Origin of the sequence: Shewanella dokdonensis, assembly GCF_018394335.1 — a bacterium.
In the GTDB taxonomy this organism is placed as follows: domain Bacteria; phylum Pseudomonadota; class Gammaproteobacteria; order Enterobacterales; family Shewanellaceae; genus Shewanella; species Shewanella dokdonensis.
In genome coordinates this window covers 3456750-3474639 of the sequence record NZ_CP074572.1, presented here as the reverse complement: position 1 = coordinate 3474639, position 17890 = coordinate 3456750, and the positions used below count along the sequence as shown (strand labels likewise).

At 48.8% G+C, this 17890-nt stretch carries 10 protein-coding genes, 3 tRNA genes and 4 pseudogenes; 4 read left to right on the top strand and 13 right to left on the bottom strand.

Translation table 11 applies throughout. From position 1 onward, the window contains the following. Positions 1-233 precede the first annotated feature (233 nt). The 3 genes and pseudogenes from KHX94_RS16725 to KHX94_RS16710 form a co-directional block, all read right to left on the bottom strand. Positions 234-821 carry a 3-keto-disaccharide hydrolase gene (locus tag KHX94_RS16725; protein ID WP_213681472.1) on the bottom strand — a complete coding sequence of 196 codons (588 nt, stop codon included), beginning with the start codon at positions 819-821 and terminating at the stop codon, positions 234-236. 70 nt (positions 822-891) lie between these two features. Continuing rightward, positions 892-1215: a c(7)-type cytochrome triheme domain-containing protein gene (locus KHX94_RS16720; RefSeq protein ID WP_213681471.1), complete on the bottom strand. Its 324-nt coding sequence runs from the start codon at positions 1213-1215 to the stop codon at positions 892-894. Then, positions 1215-2167, bottom strand: a pseudogene (locus KHX94_RS16710) (alpha-hydroxy-acid oxidizing protein). Before KHX94_RS16710 ends, KHX94_RS16720 begins: the two are co-directional and overlap by 1 nt. A gap of 654 nt (positions 2168-2821) precedes the next feature. On the opposite strand from KHX94_RS16710, the gene KHX94_RS16705 reads away from it, so the two are divergent. From KHX94_RS16705 to KHX94_RS16695, 3 genes are read left to right on the top strand one after another with little or no spacing between them, the layout of a single operon-like run. After that, a complete protein-coding gene (locus tag KHX94_RS16705; protein WP_213681468.1) occupies positions 2822-4744 on the top strand; it encodes an ATP-binding protein in 1923 nt (640 codons plus the stop codon). Further along, positions 4741-5892, top strand: coding sequence for a sigma-54-dependent transcriptional regulator (locus KHX94_RS16700; protein WP_213681467.1), 1152 nt, complete (start codon positions 4741-4743; stop codon positions 5890-5892). Before KHX94_RS16705 ends, KHX94_RS16700 begins: the two co-directional genes overlap by 4 nt. Before the next feature lie 50 nt (positions 5893-5942). Then, positions 5943-6083 carry a helix-turn-helix domain-containing protein gene (locus KHX94_RS16695; RefSeq protein ID WP_213681466.1) on the top strand — a complete coding sequence of 47 codons (141 nt, stop codon included), beginning with the start codon at positions 5943-5945 and terminating at the stop codon, positions 6081-6083. A gap of 187 nt (positions 6084-6270) precedes the next feature. Here the strand turns inward: KHX94_RS16695 and ppiD are convergent. From ppiD to KHX94_RS16650, 9 genes and pseudogenes are all read right to left on the bottom strand, one after another. After that, a pseudogene (gene ppiD / locus KHX94_RS16690) lies at positions 6271-8126 on the bottom strand (peptidylprolyl isomerase). Positions 8127-8336: 210 nt separating this feature from the next. Beyond that, positions 8337-8609 carry a nucleoid-associated protein HU-beta gene (hupB, locus tag KHX94_RS16685; RefSeq protein ID WP_133037656.1) on the bottom strand — a complete coding sequence of 91 codons (273 nt, stop codon included), beginning with the start codon at positions 8607-8609 and terminating at the stop codon, positions 8337-8339. A gap of 257 nt (positions 8610-8866) precedes the next feature. Next, on the bottom strand, positions 8867-11224 hold the full coding sequence (gene lon / locus KHX94_RS16680; protein ID WP_213681465.1) for an endopeptidase La: 2358 nt from the start codon (positions 11222-11224) through the stop codon (positions 8867-8869). Positions 11225-11353: 129 nt separating this feature from the next. Then, positions 11354-12634, bottom strand: a complete 1281-nt coding sequence (clpX, locus tag KHX94_RS16675; protein ID WP_213681464.1) for an ATP-dependent protease ATP-binding subunit ClpX — start codon at positions 12632-12634, stop codon at positions 11354-11356. Positions 12635-12733: 99 nt separating this feature from the next. After that, positions 12734-13345 carry an ATP-dependent Clp endopeptidase proteolytic subunit ClpP gene (gene clpP, locus KHX94_RS16670; protein WP_213681463.1) on the bottom strand — a complete coding sequence of 204 codons (612 nt, stop codon included), beginning with the start codon at positions 13343-13345 and terminating at the stop codon, positions 12734-12736. 91 nt (positions 13346-13436) lie between these two features. Continuing rightward, a pseudogene (gene tig, locus KHX94_RS16665) lies at positions 13437-14740 on the bottom strand (trigger factor). Between the two features lie 245 nt (positions 14741-14985). Then, positions 14986-15061: transfer RNA gene (locus tag KHX94_RS16660), tRNA-His, on the bottom strand. A gap of 9 nt (positions 15062-15070) precedes the next feature. Beyond that, positions 15071-15147, bottom strand: a tRNA-Arg gene (locus KHX94_RS16655). A gap of 66 nt (positions 15148-15213) precedes the next feature. Further along, a tRNA-Pro gene (locus tag KHX94_RS16650) sits at positions 15214-15290 on the bottom strand. Positions 15291-15558: 268 nt separating this feature from the next. Between KHX94_RS16650 and folD the strand changes: the two genes are divergently transcribed. Beyond that, a complete protein-coding gene (gene folD / locus KHX94_RS16645) occupies positions 15559-16413 on the top strand; it encodes a bifunctional methylenetetrahydrofolate dehydrogenase/methenyltetrahydrofolate cyclohydrolase FolD (protein ID WP_213681462.1) in 855 nt (284 codons plus the stop codon). Between the two features lie 67 nt (positions 16414-16480). Here the strand turns inward: folD and cysS are convergent. Then, a pseudogene (gene cysS / locus KHX94_RS16640) lies at positions 16481-17859 on the bottom strand (cysteine--tRNA ligase). Positions 17860-17890 lie beyond the last annotated feature (31 nt).

Genomic DNA, 17890 nt, shown 5'->3' with positions numbered 1-17890 from the left:
TTAGTGAATGCAGCAAGAAGCACATTATTGAAAATGCACTGACGGCTGTCCAGCTTAGGGCGTTAACTAGGAGGCGTGCAAGGACTGCCAGTGGGAAGATAAATAAAAAACTGCCGATACCCGAGCACCGGATACCGGCAGTCTCACAGCCAGGAAAGCAGCGACCTAGGCCACAAGTGCCTGAGCTACCACCTCCATTTCCCGACGGTGATCTGTAGGATTTAAACGCGACTTTAGCGTGTTTTTAGCCGCACGTCCTTGATTTCTATAGTACCACTGCCTTTGTGTTGAAAGCCAATAAAGCCTTGGCTCAATTGTTTGTCTTTCAGGATCGCGGTCACATTCCCATTGAGTTTTACCTCAATGGTGTCGCCTTGCAGCGTCAGTTGATAGTGGTTCCACTTCCCTACCGTGTCTTGAATAGCCGTGACGGGCTGACGTTGTACAATGGCACCGGTGCGAAATTGGGCATTCTTACTTTTGTCCCAAATGTTGGCCTCGTAGCAACTATCAGCCTTGATCCGCTGTTCATCCTGACAGCGCATGTACACCCCGGCGTTAATGTCATCACTGGGTTTGAAGTCCAAGTCCAGCACAAAATCACCGTAAGCCTTTTGCGTGATCAGATAACTTTCGCCTTTACCACTGCTGATCAGTACACCGTCTTTCTCTGTCCAGGAAGAACCTGGCGTTACATCAACAAATTTCAGATCTGTCATGCCAGAATCTGGAGACATCTTAAAAAGATGGCCGGGCTCAAGTGCATTTGCTCCGGCCATTAATCCCAAACCTAACATAAATAAACTTATTTGCAGTTTCATTAGCTACTCCCAATGGGCACAGCTTAAGGCTGTGCCCGGAAAGTCATTAAAGGTCGCTGATAGTACAATCTCAGTAATGGCAGGTTTTGCAGTCGCGTTCAGCGGTTTTCCCGTCATGGCAAGCCCAGCAGTATTTGCCACTGCTGTGATCTTTCAGGGTAAAGCTGTAGCGGATAGGCTCAAATAATGCCTCGCCATCTTTGGTACTGTGACAGTCGTTGCAGGTGTAAAAGCCTTCCCGTGCGTGTGTTTCATATGAAAACACCACGGCGCCCTTACCTCCACCACCGTATTGCCGATCCTGTCCGGCCGGAGTTGCCAGCGCTTGCGGCAACAGCAGCACAGAGGCAACCACAGCGGCCAACAGACCTGTATATGCTGTGGTAAGTTTCATTACACCTCCTGCGTCAGGATGGCGGGATCGACATTATTTACATCAGCCACGCCTGTCAGCACCATGCTGGATACCAGTTCGGTGTGGAAACGGTTGAACAACATTTCAACCCCTTTTACGCCGCCACCAAGACTGGCGCGTAACATAGGACGCCCTACCAGTACCCCTGTGCGCCACAAGCTAGCGCTTTAAGTACATCGCCGCCGTCACGTACCCCGCCATCTACCAAGATTGGCATCTTGTAACCACGGTCGCGTACAGCTTTCACAATGGCTGGCAACACATGCATAGTGGCCGGAGTAGAACTCAGTACCCGCCCGCCGTGATTGGAAACAATAATGGCCCCACAACCGGCTTCGGCGCACATTAACGCTTCATCAACCGTCATGATCCCTTTAGAGATAAACGGGATTTTGGCGTAATTAACGATTTCTTTAAGCTTTTTCAGATCTTTAGGTTCAACAGTTTTACCGGGTAATGCCCGAGCAGCACGGCCAGCAGAGTCCACATCGATAGCAAAGAAAGGCGCGCCAGCTTCCTGCACAATATCCAGCCGCTCAAAAATTTCCTTCTGAGTCCGAGGCTTGATTTGTGCTACCGCACGACCTTTGAACTCTTTGACAACCGCCATTCGGCGTTTGTAGGTTTCGAGTGGATCCCCAATACCGTCCGCAGCCCAGCCGAGACAGCCAGCGTTCGCCGCACCTTCAATAATACCGCGAGCGTATTTTTCTTCGGTCATCACTTCACCGTCGAAAGCCAGTTTATTGGCCGCGCCCATGTTGTATGTCAGACCACCGGTAATACCCGTCAGAATTGGCATCGCCAGTTTGACACCAAGCAGTTCAATTTCGGTTTTGGGGTGGGAGATGGTATGCACTGTGCGCATGTTCAGGCTCATACCTTCAAAGGCTTCGATATTGCGTACAAAGCTCTGACGTTTGCCGCCCATACCTGGCACGGTTTCACCGCAAGGTCCTTTACCATTACAACGGCCAGCGCCCGCGATATCACAAGCGGCGCAGGTATCCATAATCTTGCGGGCATTGCTTAACACATCTTTGAGATTTTTCGGTTCTTTTACATAACCGGCGACGGCCTTGGGGGCCTCAGCGGTAGCCGCAGCGGCAACAGCAATCCCCTCAGCAGCATGGGCCGAAGATGTGGCAGAAATGGCAAATGTGCCAGCGGCGGCAGCGAGTACCGCCCCTTAGTTAGAAACTCACGACGGTCGGCATTCAGCTCTTTGTTATTCATATTGGCTCCTATGGTTGCTTATTAGCTCACGTCAGCCAATCTACCTCTGCGAGAGTTTTCCATAGCAGTAACAAAGTGCAAAATCCGGCCATAGATCCATTGTCAAACAAAATTTTGATATGGGCACACTACTTTATGCATTTTTGCATAATGCTTTATAACCAATAACTTAAATGTGTTTTTGCACGATATATGCACCTTTACTTACATTCTGTGAGTTCACTGGCATAACGGTACAAAAAGGCTGCCAATCAATGCGATTGCCGCTTAAGGTAACAGGGGTTGAAAGCTGGAGCGGTGCAATGGGAGCAATCGTGTTTGTAGGGCGATGGTCAAAATATCTGGGGTTATGGCTAACATTGACCATGCTCAGCGTGACCACCCACGCTACGCCGCAAATCACCTTAAATGTGCACAGCAATACGCCCCTTTTGAGTGGCAAAGTGAAAATGGGGAAGAGAGTGGTTTCAACATCGAATTAGCACGTTATATTGCCGCACAGTTGCATTACGACATTGAGGTCAAACGACAAACTCTGAAACAGTCGTTGCACGCGGTAACGAGCAAACGCTGGCAGTTAGCAGTGATAGCCGTACCCGCCGGGCGTCAGCTCGATATCAATACTGCCCTGCCGCTACTTCCCACTTACGTCAGCGCCTATAACCGTCGCGGTGAAGGCAATGCTGACAATTGGCAAGCGCTTAAAGGCAAACGGGTGGCGATCAAACAGGCGTCCTCGGTGGCGATGTACCTGTTGCAGTCACCACAGGATTTCATCGCTGTGCCCGTGGTCACCAATGAGCAGGGATTTGCACTGCTAACGGCGGGTAAGGTGGACTATGTGGTGTCCGAGTTCTATTGTTCAAGGCGCATGCTGAGTAAATATCCTCTGGCCAAAACAGCAGGCAAACCACTACTTTACAGCCAGTTTTATCTCATCATGTCGAATAAAGACCCGACATTTGTGGCCGCCGTTAACAAGGTGATTAACCACAGTTATGACAACGGTTACTTTGACGATCTGCTGAACAAATGGGTCAGCTTTGGTAAAGAAAAAATTGAATTAGGCCAAGTGCGTAGCGATTTTTTCCAAGGAGCACTGATCACGGCCATTATCTCCAGTATGGGGATGTTGATCACCCTGTATATCAGCTTAGTGCTACGACAGAAGACCAAATCGTTAAAACGGGAACTGGTGAATCGCCGTAAGGCTGAAGCTGAAATCAAACGGGTTTCGGCACAGTTTCATTCCGTGCTAGATGGCTTGCCCCACGGCGTTTGCCTATTGGCGCGCGACCAACACTTGATTTGGCACAACGGAAAATACCCTTGGGTGTTACAACCACAGCAGTTGGCACAAGCACAACCGTCCTTGGTACTGGCACAGTTAGTCTCCGCGACTTTTGCCGGAGCAGAGTCGCAAAGCAGTGAATTTACCTTCGATGGCAAACGCTGGAAGCTAGAACTGCATCGGATCTCCGATGAAATGCTGGCGTTATTTATCGAAGACTGTACCGAACAATACGAGCTAAAACAAAGTACCGAACTGTCTGCCAGATTGGCATCGCTGGGGGAATTATCAGCTGGCATTGCTCATGAAATTAATAATCCTGTAGGACTGATCACTCAGTCGGTAACCCTGATGCGCGATCTGCTGGAGGATCTGCGACTGAGCGCTACCGACAGCCATTCACCAACCACCGCCATGAGCACACTTATTGCCGAGCTGGATTACAGTTGCGAGTCAGTCGATGATGCCGCTGCCCGCATTGGCCGCATTGTGCGGGATCTAAAAAACTTTGCCCAACCAGGGTTGGAGATGCACCCAAAGGCCGTCAGCATCAACAAAGTGGTAGAAACAGCGCTGCGACTGACCCACAACAACGTCAAACGCTTGCAATTACAGCTACAACTGGATGACACCTTACCCAAGGTTGAAGGTGATGAACTGCAATTACAGTTGGTGTTGGTCAATTTGATCCAAAATGCCTGCCTCGCGATGGATAAAACCGAGCCGCTGTTGCAGATCTGCACGGGTGTCGAAAATGGCAATATCTTTGTTACCGTAGCCGATAATGGCTGCGGCATGGATCCACAAACACTGGCGCGGATCCGCGAACCGTTTTTCACAACGCGTCGCAGCCAGGGCGGTACCGGGCTGGGGCTGTCAACCAGCAACAAAATCCTGGCAGAGCATCAAGCACAATGGCAGATCCGTTCGCGCCCAGGTACTGGCACGGAAATGAAACTCTTGTTCAGGAGTATCGGATGAAACTATGTCGCAACATTCTAGTGATCGATGATGAAACCCGCTGGTTACGCACCATTGCCATGGTACTCAATCGCCATATTCCCGAGGCTCAGACCCATACCTGCGAAAACAGCCGCCAGGCGCTGCAACTCATTCGCGATCTGGATATTGCGTTGGTACTGCTCGATTTGAATATGCCTTATCTCGACGGTCGCCAACTGCTGCGGGACATTCGCGAACACACGCCATATGTCAGAGTCATTGTGGTGACCGGACTTAATGAAACCGAGGTCGCCGTGGAATGTATGAAGCAAGGGGCTTATGATTTCATTGCTAAAACCAGTTCCACGGAGCAACTGTTATTGTGTGTCCGTCGCGCGCTGGAAGTGATCACGCTGGAACGCAGCTATCACCGCATCAAGGATGGTTTTTTCAATCGTCGTAGTCTGAGCGCTTTTAGCGAGGTGTTGACAACAGACGTCAAAATGCATGATTGCTTCAGCTATGCCGCAACACTTGGTGATAGTAATGAACCCATACTGTTAGAGGGTGAAACTGGAACCGGGAAGCACCTGTTCTGCCAAGCACTGCAACAGTTGTTCTGTCCAGAAATGCCATTACTGGAACTGTCTTTGGCAGAGTTAACACTGACACAATTGGAGCAAAAACTGTTTGGCGATACCACGCAGCCGGGTCTATTACAGGCGGCCGATAAAGGTATGCTGCTACTCACGCAACTTGAGACCGCGCTGCCACAAATCCAAACCCTGTTGACCCGATTATGCCAGCTTAAGCGCTATTTCCCACGTGGTTCATTACGAGAAAAAGCCCTGGAATGTCGTCTGGTATTCAGTAGTCATCAAGCGCTAGAGCAACTAGAACAGCAGGAGTTTTCCCAAGGGTTAATCTACACGCTACGGCCGCAGCGGATAAAACTGCCGCCACTACGGGAGCGTCAAGCGGATATTGGGTTGTTATTACAGCACTTCACCGAGCAAGCCTGCCACGCCCAAGGCCGCGATTATCTGGCATTACCACACGATTTGGCACAGCGCTTAGAGCGCTATCAGTTTCCGGGCAATATCAGTGAGCTGAAATCCTTGGTTTACAGTGCCGTCAATGCCAGTAATGGCGGTGAACTCGCCATGGCACCTTTTTCCAAGTACTAGAACAAGCAACGCAGTTACCGTTAACGCAGCGCCTGAACTTCCCAGAAAACTTGCCCACCATCAGCGAAGCCACGCAGCAACTTATTCATGAGGCACTGATCCGTACCAACAATAATCAGAGTGCCGCCGCAAAATTATTGGGGATCACCCAAAGTGCCCTCAGTCGCCGTTTGAGCAAAGCCGCAGAATAACTTTTAGTGGTGTTCATTCAGTAATGATGCAATTAAGCAGGGTTGCTTAGGATATGGCTTACGCTGGCGGGCATGCTCACCGACTGGATGCGACTGGTGCAAAAAAATGACCCCAGCAACTGCTGGGGTCAGGGTTTAGACTCGATAGCTGTACCACTGCTTATCAGTGGCGGGAGCTGAGCAACGCTTAATTAGCACTATGGTAGCTTATGTCTGCTTTTGCCTTCAGTAATTCTACCAGTGCACGGTAATCGGCTTCACTGTATTGGCTAGACAAACGTTGCTGTACTGCGGTTAGCTGGTCGGCAGGAACAGTCTCGACGTTGTGGATTTGATCCAACACCACCACCGCATAACCTTTGGCTAACGCGACAGTATCAACACTCAACGCATCAGCGGTTTTTGCCATTTCAAACGCTTTTGCTACCACCGCCGGATCAACATCATGGGCGGTGCGAGTTACGGCCAAATGGCTTTCCAGCGCCAAGTCGCTAGCCCCTTGCTGTAGCTTGTCTTTCAGCGTATCAGCTTTAGCTTTCGCTAGCTCATTCGCCTTCTGCTGTTGCAAGCGTTTCTCGATATCGGCTTTCACGTCATCGAATGCCATCAAGCCTGCGGGTTGATGTTTCTTAAGGCGCACTACCATCACATCGTTGCTACCAACATCCAGCACATTACTGTTCATACCTGACAGTACATCGCCGGAGAAAGCTGCTTTCAAAATAGCCGGCTCGTTAAACGGCGCTGGGGCTGAATCACGGCTAAACAGTTCAGTGGACTTAACCGTTGCATTAATAGCTTTCGCCGCATCAGCAAGGGTATCAGGCACTTCGTAACTGGTATCGGCCAATTTCTGCTGCAAGCCATAGAACTGGCTAACCGCCTTGTCCATCTTCAGCTTATCTAAGATTTTGGTTTTAACATCTGCAAAGGCCGCAACAACACTGGGTTGGATATCCAGCACTTTAATGATGTGGAAACCATAGGAAGTTTGCACTACATCAGAATATTCACCCTTGTTAAGGGCAAACAGTGCTTTATCAAATTCTGGATCCATTACGCCAGGTTCAAACCAACCTAATTCGCCGCCCTTTTCAGCACTCAGGGTATCTTTAGAATCCTGTTTAGCCAGTGCCGCGAAATCTGCCCCATTTTGCAGTTGCTTATGGATATCTTCAGCTTTCGCTTTAGCCGCTGCGTCATCACCGGTGATCAGAATATGTGCGGCAAGACGTTTTTCGACCGTTTTGTACTCGGATTTATGTTCGTCGTAGTAGGTATGCGCATCGGCGTCGCTGACATTAATGTTATCAGCCAACGCCTTCGCACTTAACTCAACATACTCCAAACTCACCATTTCTGGCCGTTGGAACTGGTCAGGATTGGCATCGTAGAATTGTTTCAGTTCATCAGCGGTAACTTTTACGTCACCGATGAATGGCGCTGAGTCAACTTTTAACAAGCGGATATCGCGTGTCTGAGCTTGCAATTTAGCCAGTTGGCTAGCCTCACCCTTTAATACAAATTCACTGCCAATAAGCGCATTAATCAGCTGACTACGGCTCATGTCTGCCCGCATGGTTTCGCGAAAACTTGATGGTGTGAAGCCTAATTGCTGTAACAACGCCAGGTATCGATCATTATTGAACTGACCATCTACTTGGAATGCGGGTTCGTTGCGAATCGATGCTTTAATCTGTTCGTCTGAGACTCGCAGGCCTAATTCTTTGGCAGCCTGATCCAATAGTCGCTGTGCAATCAGTCGCTGCAATACGCCTTGTTTGACATTGGTCAGGTAAGCGTCGTTGCCGGACAGCGCATCAAACATGTCACCCAACTGTTGCTGGAGACGATTTTTTCATTCTGATAAGCCTGTTCCAGCTCGGTCTGAGATATATCTTCACCGTTAACCGTTGCAGCAGCCGACTGTGATGAGCGGCCTAAATAACTGCTAACACCGGCAAACGCAAAAGACAGGATCACCAGTACCAAAATGATTTTGGCAATGGCGCTTTGTGCTCCGTCGCGGATTTTATCTAACATCAGTGGTCTCGCTTATGCGATAAATTCTAAAAAAGACGCATCACTGAAGGGATGCGCCTATCTGTAATGATGATTGGAGTGTATCGAGAGACGCTGTACCAGCCTCATAACACTCCGGGCAGGAGATAAACTCGCTGTCCTTCAGTCCGTAAAAAGCACCGCGTATTGCAGTGCTGATTACAGAAGCCTTACAAAGGCCGCTATGACAAATTAGTTTACTGCGTCCTTCAGAGCCTTGCCTGCTTTGAAAGCAGGAATTTTAGCGGCTGCAATTTTGATCTCTTTCCCAGTCTGTGGGTTGCGACCAGTACGCTCAGCGCGCTCACGTACTTCAAAAGTACCGAAACCAACAAGAGAAATCTTTTCGCCGTCTTTCAGACCTTCGGTCACAGCAGCGATAAAGGAATCCAGTGCACGGCCAGCAGCGGCTTTGGAAATATCAGCACCAGAAGCGATTTTCTCGATTAGTTCAGATTTGTTCATGTCATCCCCTTGAATGTAATTTTATGCGCCGCAACCAAGTCCTTATCTAGAGCGGTCTGCGGAGGCTTTTATAACAAGCTTGATTTGAAAGTTCAAGCCCCGTAGGAAAACCAAAATTATGAAATCGGATACAGCTCAAAGCCAGGCACTCCAAGGGATTGAAGCGACTGGCTCTCTACGAACCTAGGCTACCACAGCTCGAGACTTTGTTAAGCACCTTTTTTCATTTTTTTCAAATGGCTGGGCAATTTTTTGCGTCAGACCATATTTTTTACAACTTCAAAGCCTTCAACAGGTCTTTCCAGTGCTAATTTCAGCACTTCGTCAATCCAGCGTACAGGTTTTATCGCCAAATCTGCGACAACGTTTGCGGGAATTTCTTCCAAATCGCGTTCGTTCTCTTTGGGGATCAGTACCAACTTGATACCACCGCGGTGGGCAGCCAGCAGCTTCTCTTTGAGGCCACCGATGGGCAACACTTCACCACGCAAGGTGATTTCGCCAGTCATTGCCACATCGGCTCGTACTGGATTCCCTGTCAAACTGGACACTAACGCAGTACACATTGCGGCACCAGCCGATGGCCCATCTTTCGGCGTTGCCCCTTCTGGCACATGCACGTGGATATCGCGTTTCTCATAGAAATCGGGATTAATCCCCAATTGCTCAGAACGCGCCCGCACCACGGTAAGTGCTGCCTGAATGGATTCCTGCATGACATCACCCAGAGAACCTGTGTAAGTCAGCTTGCCCTTGCCCGGTACCGAAGTGGCTTCGATGGTCAGTAAATCACCGCCAACTTCGGTCCACGCCAGACCCGTCACTTGTCCAACCTGATTATGCGACTCGGCTTTACCGTAATCGAAGCGCTGCACACCAAGGAAGGACTTGAGGTTATCCTGGTTAACATCCACATGCTTGATGTTCTTATCAAGCATTATTTGCTTCACGACTTTACGGCAAATTTTGGACAATTCACGCTCTAACGCACGCACCCCAGCTTCACGGGTGTAATAGCGGATAATGCCCACAATGGCGCTATCTTCAATATTGATCTCGTTTGGCTTCAGGCCGTTACGCTCAACCTGTTTGGGTAACAGATGTTGTTTGGCAATGTTGAGCTTCTCGTCTTCGGTATAACCGGATAGACGAATGACTTCCATACGATCCAGCAACGGCCCTGGAATATTCATGGAGTTAGACGTTGCCACAAACATCACATCTGACAGGTCATAATCCACTTCCAAGTAATGATCATTGAAAGTTGAGTTCTGTTCAGGATCCAAAACCTCCAGCAATGCAGAAGCCGGATCACCGCGCATATCTGAACTCATCTTGTCGATTTCATCGAGCAGGAACAGCGGATTTTTCACGCCCACTTTTGACATTTTCTGGATGATCTTGCCGGGCATAGAACCAATATAAGTACGGCGATGCCCGCGGATTTCGGCTTCATCGCGCACGCCACCCAAAGCTACACGCACGTACTTACGACCGGTTGCCTTGGCGATAGATTGTCCCAGTGAAGTCTTACCAACCCCTGGCGGGCCAACCAAACACAGGATGGGGCCTTTAAGTTGTTTTACCCGGCTCTGTACCGCCAGATATTCCAAAATACGTTCTTTAACCTTTTCCAGACCGTAATGATCGGTATCTAAAACCACTTCCGCTTTGGAAAGATCGCGTTTTATCTTAGAGCGCTGTTTCCAAGGGACGGAAGTCATCCAGTCCACATAACTGCGCACGACTGTGGCTTCGGCCGACATGGGCGACATCATGCGCAGCTTGTTTAATTCAGCAGTTGCCTTTTCTTTTGCTTCTTCTGGCATGCCCGCGTCTTCAATCTTACGACTGAGGACTTCGAATTCGTCATGCCCTTCATCAAGGTCGCCAAGCTCCTTCTGAATCGCTTTCATCTGCTCATTCAGATAGTACTCACGCTGGCTTTTTTCCATCTGTTTTTTGACCCGGGAGCGGATGCGTTTTTCCACCTGTAGCAGGTCAATTTCCGACTCCATGGTGGCCATCAGATATTCCAGCCGCTCACCGACGTTAACCATCTCCAGCACGGCTTGCTTATCTTGCAGTTTCAATGGCATATGTGCTGCCATGGTATCAGCCAGTCGGTCAGCCTCTTCGATACCGCTAAGTGAAGTCAGCACTTCTGGCGGAATTTTCTTGTTGAGTTTGATATAACCTTCGAACTGACCGATAGCACTGCGCACCAGCACTTCTTCTTCGCGCTCTTCCAGCGGTTCAGATTCCAGGTAATACGCCGAAGCAATAAAGAATTCGTCTTCCTGAATGTAACGCTCTAGCTTAGCGCGGCGGCCGCCTTCGACCAGCACTTTAACAGTACCGTCAGGCAACTTTAACAACTGCAAGATAGTGGCCACAGTGCCCACATCAAAAATATCATCGGCGGTTGGTTCATCGAGATCGGCATCGCGCTGAGCCACCAGGATAATCTGCTTATCCTGCGCCATTGCTGATTCCAAACAACGGATGGACTTTTCTCGTCCGACGAATAACGGAATTACCATATGGGGATATACCACCACATCTCTCAGTGGCAGCACGGGTAATTCGATTCGCGCTTCACGCTCTATGGTCATAGTTCGATTCCGTTTCAGTTAAGTGTATTACTGTGAGTATATTGGGGCGTGTTTATGGCTTTCAATGGCTATTATAAAAAAGGAGTCACTAGGACTCCTTTATTTTTATGATGATAAACACATGCTTATTTAGTGTTCACCCGATGCGGCTTGAGATTCACTACTTTCATAAATCAGGATAGGAGCAGACTCACCTTTCACCACAGATTCATCGACTACCACCTTAGCGACACTCTTTAATGACGGCAGGTCATACATGGTATCCAGCAAGATGCCTTCCACAATTGACCGTAAGCCTCGAGCCCCAGTCTTTCTCGCCATAGCTTTCTGGGCGATGGCTTTCAAGGCATCTTCGCGAAATTCCAGTTCAACATTTTCCATCTCAAACAAGGTGGCAAACTGTTTGGTAATGGCATTCTTCGGCTCTGACAGAATTTGCACTAAAGCGGCTTCATCCAGTTCAGACAAGGTAGCAACCACTGGCAAACGGCCAATAAATTCGGGGATCAGCCCGTATTTGACCAAATCTTCAGGTTCAACATCCAACAAGGTGTCGCTGATATTTTTCTTATCAGCCAGACCTTTCACTTGGGCACCAAAACCTATGCCACTACCAACGTGGGAGCGCTGTTCGATAACCTTTTCCAACCCAGCAAACGCTCCACCACAAATAAACAGGATACGAGAGGTATCAACCTGCAAAAATTCCTGTTGCGGATGTTTGCGCCCGCCTTGTGGTGGTACGGCAGCAACGGTGCCTTCAATTAACTTCAACAACGCTTGCTGTACGCCTTCACCGGAAACGTCACGAGTGATAGATGGGTTGTCAGACTTACGGCTGATTTTGTCTATTTCATCAATATAAACAATGCCGCGCTGTGCCTTTTCCACATCATAATCACACTTCTGCAGCAGTTTCTGAATGATGTTTTCAACGTCTTCACCCACATAACCGGCTTCAGTCAATGTGGTGGCGTCAGCCATGGTAAAGGGCACATCCAGAAAACGCGCCAGTGTTTCTGCCAATAAGGTTTTACCACTACCGGTAGGACCTATCAGCAGAATATTACTCTTGCCGAGTTCAACGCCATCTTTAGGTACTGAGTGCTTCAGACGCTTGTAGTGGTTGTATACCGCAACAGACAGCACTTTTTTTGCCTGCTCCTGCCCGATAACATAATCGTCCAGATGCGCCCGCAACTCGTGTGGCGTTGGTAATTTATCGTGATCTCTCTTCGGCGAGATATCCTTTATCTCTTCCCGAATAATGTCGTTGCATAACTCAACGCATTCATCACATACATAAACGGAAGGACCGGCAATAAGTTTACGCACCTCATGCTGACTCTTTCCGCAGAAAGAGCAATACAGCAGTTTCCCGTTATCGCCGTTGCCTTTATTGTCACCCATCACTTTTCCTCGTCTGCAGTGTCCATCTGTCACACTGCTTTTAGCTACCCTTTGAGCATAGCCCAGCATGCAGCAAAATTCAGCCTAAAGCTTTATATATCAGTCTCGTTTACTGATAACAGAGTCCACCAACCCATATTCCATTGCCTGAGTGGCGCTCATAAAATTGTCTCGGTCAGTATCACGTTCAATCACTTCCAGTGGTTGGCCTGTGTGTTCCGACAGGATCTGATTCAACTTGCTCTTAATGCCCAGAATTTCCTGTGCATGAATGGCGATATCGGATGCCTGTCCCTGAAAACCACCCAACGGTTGATGGATCATCACCCGCGCATTAGGCAAACAATGGCGTTTACCTTGAGCACCGCCCGCCAACAAAAACGCGCCCATACTGGCAGCCTGACCAATACATACCGTGCTGACATCCGGTTTGATGAACTGCATGGTGTCATAGATAGCCATGCCAGCCGTTACTGAACCCCCAGGAGAATTAATATAGAGGGAGATCTCTTTATCAGGATTTTCCGATTCGAGAAACAGCAACTGGGCCACGATCAGATTAGCCATATGCTCTTCAACCTGACCGACCAGAAAAATCACTCGCTCTTTCAATAAACGAGAATAAATGTCGTAAGAACGTTCACCTTTGGCGGTTTGTTCTACCACCATAGGGATCAACGCATTCATAATGGATTCCGGTGCTTTGTGCATTCCTGATATTCCCTGATAAAAAAATGGCCCGCATGAGGGACCTCATACGGGCCATTATAAATGGCTAACGGCTTAACAAGTCAAGCCTAGCTTAGGCGCGACTTGCGGCCTTGTTCATAAAATCTTCAAAAGCAACAGACTTTTCGGTCACTTTGGCAGATTTCAAAATAACTTCAACAGCTTGTTCTTCCAGAGCCAGATTACGCATGCTCTGCATCAGCTCTTTATTGCCGTTGTAGTATTCAACCACTTCTTTCGGATCTTCGTAAGCAGAAGCCATAGACGCAATCAGCGTCTGCACCCGTTCATCTTCAGGTTGCAGTTCGTTAGTTCTGATCACTTCACCCAGCAACAGCCCAATTTTTACCCGGCGTTCAGCTTGTTCAGTGAACAGCTCGGCTGGTAATTCTGGCATCTGTGCATTGTTACCGCCAAAACGTTGCAGCGCCTGACGACGCAGTGCATCAACTTCACCCGCAACTAAGGCTTTAGGTAATTCAACTTCGTTACCCGCTAACAAGCCATTAAGCACTTGTTCCTTAACGTTGCCTTTCAGTGCCTGTTGCAGTTCACGTTCCATATTCTTACGGATTTCCGCTTTCAGGGCGTCAACACCACCTTCAGCGATACCAAAACGGCTAGCAAATTCGTCATTGATTTCTGGCAGTTCAGCACCATTCACTGCTTTCAGGGTGATGCCAAATTTAGCCGCTTTACCCTTGAGGTTTTCAGCGTGGTATTCTTCAGGGAAATTCACCTCGATGTCGAACTCTTCACCAGCTTTGTGACCTTTAATGCCTTCTTCAAAGCCAGGGATCATGCGGCCACTACCGAGCTGCAATTCGAAATCTTCGGCTTTACCGCCTTCAAATTCTTCACCGTCGATGCTACCAACGAAATTGATAACCACTTTGTCGCCGTCTTCGGCTGCACGTTCTACCGCAGCATAAGTTGCATTCTGCTTGCGCAGGGTTTCAATCATGTTGTCAACGTCTGCGTCCAGCACTTCGGCCACAGGCTGTTCCACTTCGATGATATCCAGACCTTTCAGTTCAACGTCTGGATACACTTCAAAAGTGGCAGTAAATTCAAAATTCTCTGCATTATTAGCACCAGGCACCAGTGTTGGTGCGCCAGCGGGATTCAGCTTCTCAGCGATGATGGCTTCAACAAAATTACGTTGCATCACTTCACCGGTGATGTCCTGGCGAATGGCCTTGCCATAACGTTTTTCAATCACACTTGCAGGGACTTTACCTGGGCGGAAACCGGGGATACGGGCGCGCTTGGCTTCACGTTGCAGACTGTCTTTAACCAGTTTCTCGATCTGCTCGGCAGGAACAGAAATGGTCAGGCGACGCTCAGGCCTTGGGTTGTTTCAACAGAAACTTGCATTGTTTTACCTCGAAATGTGTCTAACGTCCTTTTAATAGCCGAACTCATTCAACTATTCAGGTATTCGTCTCTTGATCTTGTATTTGACTGGAATGCCTATCACAACTGAATTGCGGCTCCGGTCGCACAATGTTCATAGTTATCAAGACGCAGCATTATATCGATGGTTATCTACTGAGTCGAGCCACATTGGCCCGGAAAAGTCATAAAAAAGCGACCTAAGGTCGCTTTTTTAAAATCAATAATGGGGTGACTGATGGGGCTCGAACCCACGACAACCGGAATCACAATCCGGGACTCTACCAACTGAGCTACAGTCACCACTGAAAGTGGTACGCCCGGCAGGATTCGAACCTGCGACCATCCGCTTAGAAGGCGGATGCTCTATCCAACTGAGCTACGGGCGCAGGGTATGCAGGCCATTGCCTGCATCCTAACCAGGCCAGACAACGTAGTTTACGCTATCTAAAATTTGGTCGGTGATAGAGGATTCGAACCTCTGACCCTCTGGTCCCAAACCAGATGCGCTACCGGACTGCGCTAATCACCGAGAAAGTTCTTATTAAATTACACAGCGAACAAGTGGATTTAATTAGCCCTCATTCAGCGTGTACTCAAGAACGGAGCGCATCTTAGCGACTCACCCTAAGAGCGTCAATCATTTTTTTGGCCGTGTCAGCCGCCTGCTGTTTTTTAGTGCTGTATAAATGAAATTCTGTGTTCACGGTCGCGTTTAACCATGACACTGTGCGACCTCACTGTTAAAATAATGCCGCTTAAATTCCACATCGCGCCATATAAAAGGATACCCTACACCCATGACTGCCCAATTAATTGATGGCAAAGCGATAGCACAATCCATAAGGAAAGAGCTGAAACAAAAAGTGGCCGATCGCCGCGCCGCAGGTAAGCGTTTGCCAGGTTTAGCGGTAATTCTGGTAGGTAACGATCCGGCCTCACAGGTGTACGTTGGCAATAAACGTAAAGCCTGTGAAGAAGTCGGTTTTGTGTCCCGCTCTTATGACATGCCAGAATCGACGTCTGAAGCTGAATTACTCGCGCTGATTGAAACGCTAAATAATGACAAAGCCATTGATGGCATCTTAGTGCAACTGCCGCTGCCAGAGCAGATTGAAGATGCCAAGGTCATCGAGCGTATCCGCCCAGATAAAGATGTCGATGGTTTTCACCCTTATAATGTCGGCCGCTTAGCCCAACGTATTCCGCAACTACGCGCCTGCACCCCGATGGGGATAATGACGCTTATTAAATCTACCGGGGTGGATCTGCATGGGTTGGATGCTGTGGTCGTTGGCGCCTCCAACATTGTTGGTCGACCTATGACGCTTGAGCTGTTATTGGCCGGTTGCACCACCACCACCTGCCACCGCTTTACTCACGATTTGCAGGAGAAAGTCAGCCGCGCCGATCTATTGGTCGTGGCTGTTGGTAAACCCGGCTTTATACCTGGTGACTGGGTTAAGCCCGGCGCCATTGTGATTGATGTGGGGATTAATCGCCTAGAAGATGGTCATCTGGTGGGTGATGTACAATTTGCAATTGCCGCTGAGCGCGCTTCATTTATTACGCCAGTTCCAGGAGGTGTCGGCCCCATGACAATTGCCAGCTTACTGGAAAATACTTTATATGCCGCAGAGCGCTATCACGACTGATTAGTCATCGCGACATTGAGGTAACATAAAGCCAGCAGATGCTGGCTTTATGCGTTTAGAAAAGAAATTACTTCTTGCGCCAAGTGGTGCCACTGGCACCATCTTCGAGAATAACCCCCAGCTCATTGAGTCGATCTCGCGCTTTATCGGCTGCTGGCCAATCTTTCTCTTTACGAGCACGATTACGCTCAGCGATCAGTGCTTCAATTTCGGCAACTTCTTCATCACTACCCTGCCCTTGCAAAAAGCTTCTGGAGAAGAACAAAGAATACCGAGTACTTCCGCCAGTTGCTTCATTGCCACTGCCAAGGCTGCGGCGGCCGCCAGATCATTAGCTTTCAGGCGATTGATCTCACGCACCATATCAAACAGGACAGAGTAAGCTTCTGGCGTATTAAAATCGTCATCCATCGCGGCCTTGAAACGTTCGACGTATTCAGTGGCGGCAGCTGGTGCAACGCTAAGATCTAAATCTTTCAAAGCCGTATACATACGTTCTAATGCCGCACGCGCTTGCTTAAGGTTGTCCTCAGAGTAGTTGAGCTGGCTGCGGTAGTGGCCGGATAACAAAAAGTAGCGCACGGTTTCGGCATCATAATGTGCCAGCACATCGCGAATGGTAAAAAAGTTACCCAGCGATTTGGACATCTTCTCTTTGTCCACCATCACCATGCCGGTGTGCATCCAGTAATTAACATACTTGGTGTCATGGGCACAGCAGGACTGGGCAATTTCATTTTCGTGATGAGGAAACATCAAGTCGGAACCACCGCCATGAATATCAAAATGTGTGCCCAAGTGCTTGCTGTTCATTGCCGAACATTCGATATGCCAGCCAGGACGGCCAGCGCCCCATGGCGAATCCCAAGTTGGTTCGCCCGGTTTGGACATTTTCCACAGCACAAAATCCATCGGGTTGCGTTTGTTTTCGTCGACTTCAACACGAGCGCCGGCCTGTAACTGATCCAAGTCCTGACCAGACAAACGGCCATATTCAGGGAAGGATTCGACACTGAACAGCACATCGCCATCGGCGGCCACATAGGCATGGTCGCGGTCAATCAACTGTTGCACCATGTCGATAATATCAGCGATGTGCAGCGTGGCACGCGGCTCCATATCGGGGCGTAACATGTTGAGCGCATCAAAATCGGCGTGCATGTCGGCAATCAGCCGCTCGGTGAGTGACTCACAACTTTCACCATTTTCATTAGCACGTTTGATGATTTTGTCATCAACATCGGTGATATTACGTAAAAAATTAACGTCATAGCCTGCATAACGCAGATAGCGCACTATCATGTCGAAAGAGACAAAAGTCCGGCCATGGCCAATATGACACAGGTCGTAAATGGTCACGCCACACACATACATGCCCACTTTGCCAGGGACAATGGGTTTAAATTCCTCTTTCTGGTGACTCAGGCTGTTGTAGATCTTCAACATTGACGTTCTCTTAAACAAAAATAACGAAAAG